Annotated in this window: 6 protein-coding genes and 1 pseudogene; 2 read left to right on the forward strand and 5 right to left on the reverse strand. The window is 65.8% G+C overall.

Going from position 1 to position 5,640, the window contains the following annotated elements:
- Positions 1-74: 74 nt before the first annotated feature.
- A pseudogene (locus AC08OP_RS18250) lies at positions 75-209 on the forward strand (hypothetical protein); the annotation flags it as partial.
- 116 nt (positions 210-325) lie between these two features.
- Here the strand turns inward: AC08OP_RS18250 and AC08OP_RS18255 are convergent.
- The 5 genes from AC08OP_RS18255 to AC08OP_RS18275 all read right to left on the reverse strand — a co-directional run bounded on the left by AC08OP_RS18255 (position 326) and on the right by AC08OP_RS18275 (position 4,798).
- The gene (locus AC08OP_RS18255) at positions 326-928 is read right to left on the reverse strand and encodes a phosphonate degradation HD-domain oxygenase (protein ID WP_476615303.1); all 603 of its coding nucleotides are present in this window, start codon (positions 926-928) and stop codon (positions 326-328) included.
- Positions 925-1,704, reverse strand: coding sequence for a phytanoyl-CoA dioxygenase family protein (locus AC08OP_RS18260; RefSeq protein ID WP_476615304.1), 780 nt, complete (start codon positions 1,702-1,704; stop codon positions 925-927). The genes AC08OP_RS18255 and AC08OP_RS18260 overlap by 4 nt, the downstream gene beginning before the upstream one ends.
- Before the next feature lie 93 nt (positions 1,705-1,797).
- Entirely contained in the window at positions 1,798-2,463 is a 666-nt protein-coding gene (locus AC08OP_RS18265; RefSeq protein ID WP_476615305.1) for a GPR1/FUN34/YaaH family transporter, read from the reverse strand.
- 110 nt (positions 2,464-2,573) lie between these two features.
- Positions 2,574-3,629 (reverse strand): isopenicillin N synthase family dioxygenase, encoded by a 1,056-nt coding sequence (locus tag AC08OP_RS18270; RefSeq protein ID WP_476615306.1) that lies wholly within the window; start codon positions 3,627-3,629, stop codon positions 2,574-2,576.
- Complete coding sequence (locus tag AC08OP_RS18275) at positions 3,626-4,798, reverse strand: cobalamin-independent methionine synthase II family protein (protein WP_476615307.1); 1,173 nt, start codon at positions 4,796-4,798, stop codon at positions 3,626-3,628. The genes AC08OP_RS18270 and AC08OP_RS18275 overlap by 4 nt, the downstream gene beginning before the upstream one ends.
- Positions 4,799-5,045: 247 nt before the next feature.
- Here AC08OP_RS18275 and AC08OP_RS18280 point away from each other — a divergent pair.
- The coding region (locus AC08OP_RS18280; protein ID WP_476615308.1) for a metallophosphoesterase family protein at positions 5,046-5,640 on the forward strand (595 nt) is incomplete at its 3' end.

Genomic DNA, 5,640 nt, shown 5'->3' on the forward strand with positions numbered 1-5,640 from the left:
AGCGCTGGTTCCATCTACCCAGCGAGCCGGGGACGGCCCATCACGAGCTGGACTTCCGCGTCGGCGGGCACGAGATCGCCCGGGGCACGTTCGCCCCCACCGGCGTTCCGGAACAGATCGAGTACCACGCCCAGTTTCTCGATGTCGTTGCCGACGAACGCATCGTGTTCACCTACACGGTCGTTCTTGACGGTCGCCGCCACTGGGTGTCGCTCGTCACCGTTGAACTGGCCGCCGACGGTGGCGGCACCTGCGTGACCCGCACAGAACAGTACGCGTTCCTCGCCTTCACGGATGACGGGCGGTCAGGGGCCATACCCGCCTGTCAAACCACTGCGGAAGCCTCATTGACCAGCCGGCAGACAGCCGGACGCCAATGGCCAAGTTCCGGTACCGCGACGTCGGCTCGCTTGGCATTGTCGTCCCACCGACGCAACGCGAGGGCGAGGTCGGCATGTGGCAGGCGAAGGAAGTCATCGACTTCTTTGCCAGTCATCGGGCCGCCTTGGATGCGTAGGCTTCGGGTGGAGGCTGCGGACAGGCTGTTGGCGTAGGCGGGGTCGGTGGCCACGAGATAGCGCTTGGCTTTGACGTGCAGCGCGACCGGAGTGCCGAGATCGGGGCCGAACCAGCGGGTCAGGTAGCGTGCTCCGACGATTTCGTGATGGAGGTCTTCGGCGAGGAAGTCGTGGTGCGCGTCGTGTTCGTCGAGGAGGAGATGGCCGATATCGTGCAGCAGCGCGGCGACCTGCGCGGCCTGGTCATAGCCGTCGGCTTCGGCGAGGGCGGCGGTTTGCCGGGCGTGTTCGAGTTGGGTGACGGTTTCGTCGTATTGACTTTGGCCAACGGCGGTGAGGTAGGCGAACAGTTCATCGCAGAACTCGTCCGCGCCAGTGAAGGTGCCGTGGAGGAGCCGGTCGGTATTCATGCAGATTCCTCGGTGCCCCGGGCGCTGACGTGGCTGTCGCCGGTGAAGTGGCCGATGAGGCTGATTCGGTCGGTGCCGGCGGCTAGGCGGTGCTGCTTTTCCTGGTAGTAGTGGTGGCGGTGGTCACCGTCGGAGGCTGCGTTGTAGGTGAGGTAGATGGCCCGGCGACGATGTGGTGAGGTGTTGACTCCGGAGCGGTGCGGGACGTACCAGTTGAACCAGAGCAACGACCCAGCGCGGACTGGGACGGGTTTCCAGAGGAGGGTCTCGGCGAGACTGGCGGGGATGCAGCCGACATCGTCGGTGGGGAGCGGCTCGTGGTGCATGCCTTCGACGACGTCCAGGCAGCCATTGTCGGTGGTGGAATCGTCGATAGCGATCATGCAGGTGATGGTGGACCGGACAAAGGGGTAGGCGGGCGCGTCCTGGTGTGGGGCGAACCCGGCGCCGCCGGGTTCCTTATAGTTGATCTTTTCTTTGTAGAGGACGGCGGGCTCGCCGAGCAACATGCTGGCAATGTCGAGCAGCGTGCCCCGGGTGAGCAGGGCACGCATGCCGTCATGGAAGGGCACGATGTTCTCGGTGCGGCACCGCACCGAGAACCCGTCCCCGGTGGTCTCGTCGTACTGCAGCAGACCGTCCTCGCTGCCCGGCAGGGCCTCGATCTCATCGATCCAGCGTCGCACCTCCCGCAGGCACTCCGGGCCAAGGAAGCCGTCCATGAGAAGAACGCCCCTGGCCTGCCAGGTCGTGAGGTCAAGGGAATCGGTCAGCAACGTGAGCCTCCGAGGAGCCGGTCAACCAGAACGTCTGTGTAACTCTTGTATCATGAATACACGCTGCGATGCAACTTTGTTACAGCGACCGAGTCAAGATACGAGAGGCTTACCGAGAGGAAGTCCACGGCCACCGGTCTCGCTCCACATAAGATCGACGTACAGGTAGACGGCGACGGCAACGAAGGCGAAGACCACGTACCCGCCGAGATGGATGAAGGTGGTGTTGGCCTCCAGGGTGCCGACGAGCAGCAGGACGAGGGCGACGTCGACCAAGCCGAGGAGCAGGGTGAAGCTCCAAGGTAGCCGTATGGTGACCAGAGTGAGCATGGCAATGGTGACCAGCCAGCAGATCAGCCAGATGGCTTGCGTGTGCACGATCTGGGCATCGGGGATGCCGTACCAGTTGTGCCCGAGTCCGAGGGCGAGTGCGGCGTAGCTGGCGTAGAAGCCGAAAAAAACGGCGAACAGGCTAGCCGAGGCATTTTGCCCGAGCGCGGCGGCCCAGACGGTAGCCAGCAGCAGCCCGATCGAGGTTGCGGCGAGGATGGTCGGGATGCCGGCGGCGGCGGCCTCGGCGGGCACGTAGCCGGCGTCGACCAGGCCGAGTCCGAGCGCGCCAGCAATGGTAAGCGGGATGCCGACGATGCCGGGGTTGCCTCGCAGCGGGTTCGTGACCGGTGGGTCGGGCGGGGTTTCGGCCTCGGTCAGTAGCGGTACATGCGTTGCCACCGATGCGGGCGGGGCATCAACGGTCATGGCGGATCGCCTTTCTGTTCAGGGGATGACTGGGCGCGCGTGGGAGCCGTGAGACGCGTGGGGCGCGCGGGCCAGCACGAAGGCGGGTTGCGGTGTGCCGGTGGATCAGGTCAGCTCTCGGCGGCGAGCAAATCTGCGTGGTGGAGTTGCGCGACGTCGGCGTGGGCACGCAGCCGCACCTTGAGGATGTTCTCGCCGTAGGTGGCGAGGATGGGGTTGTCCAGGTCAGCGCTGTGTCCGCCCGTTGCCTGGGCGGCAAGTTCGGCGGGCAGGTCGATGGGAGTGAGGGTGGCGTCCAGGCGCGGGTTGAAGAAGTAGATGACCGAGAATCGCCGCACGCCAGCGGGTGGGCTGATGACGCGGTGGACGGTGGCCTTGAGGTAGCCGTGGGTGGCGAGCTGCAGCATTTCGCCGAGATTGACGACCAGGGCGCCGGGCAGATGCGGGACGTCGAAGAAGCATCCGTCGCGCTCCACCTGCAGTCCACCGACGGCGTCTTGCAGGACGAAGGTGAGCAGCCCGAAGTCCCGGTGGGTGCCAACGCCTTGATGATCGCCGCCAGGTCCGGACGGAGGGTAGTGGATGGCTTTGATGGTGGCCTCGGGGTCTGGGTCGACCCAGCTGTCGAACCGGTCGTCAGGTTGGCCGAGGCTGGTCGCGAGGGCACGCAGCAGGCGGTTCCCGACGGTGTCCATCTGCTCGTGCCAGATGAACATCGTGGCGCGGAACTGCGGTATTGCGACTGGCCACTGGTTCGGACCGAGCAGTCGCCGCCATGGCGGATCGGCAGCCGTCAGTGCCGGGGTGGGGCGTTCCGGGCCGAGGTCGATCTCCTCGCGCCGGTCGGCCCGACCGTTCGTGAGTTCACCACCCAGTGGGGTGTAGCCACGGAAGTGTGGCGACCGGGTCATCGCGATCGCCATTCGATCGGCTTCGGGCAGAGCGAAGAACGCTCGGGTGACCTCCTCGACCTCCCGGAACAGGGTGTCACCGATGCCGTGCCCCACCAGGTAGAAGAAACCCACGTCATGGCAGGTCTCGCGCAGTCGCTCAAGGAACCGGCTGCGCACCGCGGGATCAGTGCCAGGGTCGAACTCGCGCAGGTCGAGCACCGGCAGCGCCGCGTCGTGCTCGGTCGTGCTGTGGGTCGGGGTGGTGCTGGTCATGACCACAGTCGATCGCTGGCCAGTCGAGCGCCGGCGGTGAGGGATTCGAGTTTCGCCCAGGCCAGGCTCTCGTCGACGGCGAGGAAGGTGGCGAAGGACGCGAAGCCGCAGTCGGTTCCGGGGATGACGCGCTCGCGGCCGACGATGTCGGCGAAGCGGGTGATGCGCTGGGCGATGAGTTCGGGGTGTTCGACGTAGACGCTGGAGGTGTCGATGACACCCGGGATGAGGACCTTCTGCTCGGGAATCTTCGCGTCGGCCAGCACCTGCCATTCATGTGCGTGGCGGTGATTGGCGGCCTCGAATACCAGCCCATCGGCCTTGAGCTGAATGATCGTGTCCAGGATGACGTCCAGGCCGACGTCCTTGTGGTGCGGGCCCTGGTAGTTGCCCCAGCACAGGTGCACCCGCACCCTCGCCGGGTCGATATTGCGTAGCGCGTGGTTGATCGCCTCAACGTGCACGCGCAGCCGGTCCAGGAATCCCTGCTCGGACAGGTGCGCGTACTGGATGTGCCGACCCATCGCCAGATCCGGGGCGTCGATCTGCAGGACCAGCCCGGCTGCGGTGATCGCCTCGTACTCGGCCCTCATTCCTTCGGCCAACGCGAACAGGTACTCATCCAAGCTGGCATAGAACTGGTTCGGAAGATAGAGCGCGATAACTCCAGGTGACGCGGCATTCATGAACCGCTCGGCCGGCTGACCCGATCCTGCCGAGATTGAGCTGACGCCGGCTGCGAAGTTGGCCAGATCGGTATCGAGCAAGGCGGTGCCGGTGTAGCTGATCGGACCGGTACAGGTCGGTGTCGCGGTCTCCAAGCCGGCCAGGGAACGTTCGGCCATGCCAGGGTAGTCGTCCAGATCAGCGATCGACAGGCCGCCGCCCTCGGGAACGGCAACGTCCACGTCGAAACCGGTGAGGCGTTCTTTGACGTAGGTGGCGTACCCGATCTTGCTCATTTCGCCATCGCTGATCACGTCCAGCCCGACCTGCGCCTGATGGTCGACGACCACGCTAACCGCGTCCGCGATCCGCTCGGGCAGGTACTCGGCGTCCGCGACCGAGAGGGTCTCCTGTTCCCGGGCCCGGATCAGCTCGGCCAGCCCGGCCGGTCGGGGCAGGCTGCCGGTGTGCGTGGTCAGGATGCGGTCGCTGCTGAGTTTCATGACAGTTCCTCCATCAAGTGGACTAAGCGGTACAGACGGTTCCGGACAGCACCGGCCACCCGGACAGCCTCGTCGAGGCCGCCCCCTGTGACTGCGGTGGCGGCGCGAGGCCGGGTGGGGTCATGACGGTGACACTGACAGGCCAAGGGAAACTTTATCTGAACAACATCTTACTTCCGTAAGGAAATTTTATACATAATGATGCGAAGGGTTGTAAATGATCTATTGTCGGAGGCTAGACTCAGGCATGCAGATCATCGGCGCCGTGCTCACCATCCACGGCAACGCGCTCGCAGGGATCGCGGTAAGCGACGGGCGGACCTGGACGTTCACTCGCGACGACGGCTCGTTCAGCCTCCGCACCGTGCCGGGGCGCCCGGTCTGGGCCCGGCGCCCCAACGGCTGGACGGGCCGCTGGTGGCAGCACCCGGCAGCGGGGGAGCCGGTGCTGTTTCAGCTGCACCCAAGCCGCGCCGGCGGCGATCCACAACCACCCTCGGCTCCCTCAGGGGAGCTGCGATTCGCGCACATCACGGACACGCATGTCAGCGCGATCGACGGCGACCCGTCCCAGGCGGTCGAGCTCGCCGCCCGCTACGGCGACCAGACGGACACCACCAGCGGCCTGCACCACGCGCTGCGGACCGCAGCCGACCACGGCGCGGCATTCGCCGTGATCACCGGTGACCTCACCGACCACGGCACACCCGAAGAGTTCAGGCGCGTACTCGACTCCCTCGCCGCAGCGCCGCTGCCGGTAGAGATCGTGCCGGGTAACCACGACCATTACGGCCACCGCCACCAACCCCACCCCAGCGACACCCCCCACGGTGGCGGGTTTC

The sequence above is a fragment of the Frankia sp. CeRuru1 genome, from assembly GCF_977966315.1.

Coding starts and splice junctions, on each gene's coding strand:
- AC08OP_RS18255 (WP_476615303.1), bottom strand. CDS start 928: ATGAATACCGACCGGCTCCTCCACGGCACCTTCACTGGCGCGGACGAG.
- AC08OP_RS18265 (WP_476615305.1), bottom strand. CDS start 2,463: ATGACCGTTGATGCCCCGCCCGCATCGGTGGCAACGCATGTACCGCTA.
- AC08OP_RS18270 (WP_476615306.1), bottom strand. CDS start 3,629: ATGACCAGCACCACCCCGACCCACAGCACGACCGAGCACGACGCGGCG.
- AC08OP_RS18275 (WP_476615307.1), bottom strand. CDS start 4,798: ATGAAACTCAGCAGCGACCGCATCCTGACCACGCACACCGGCAGCCTG.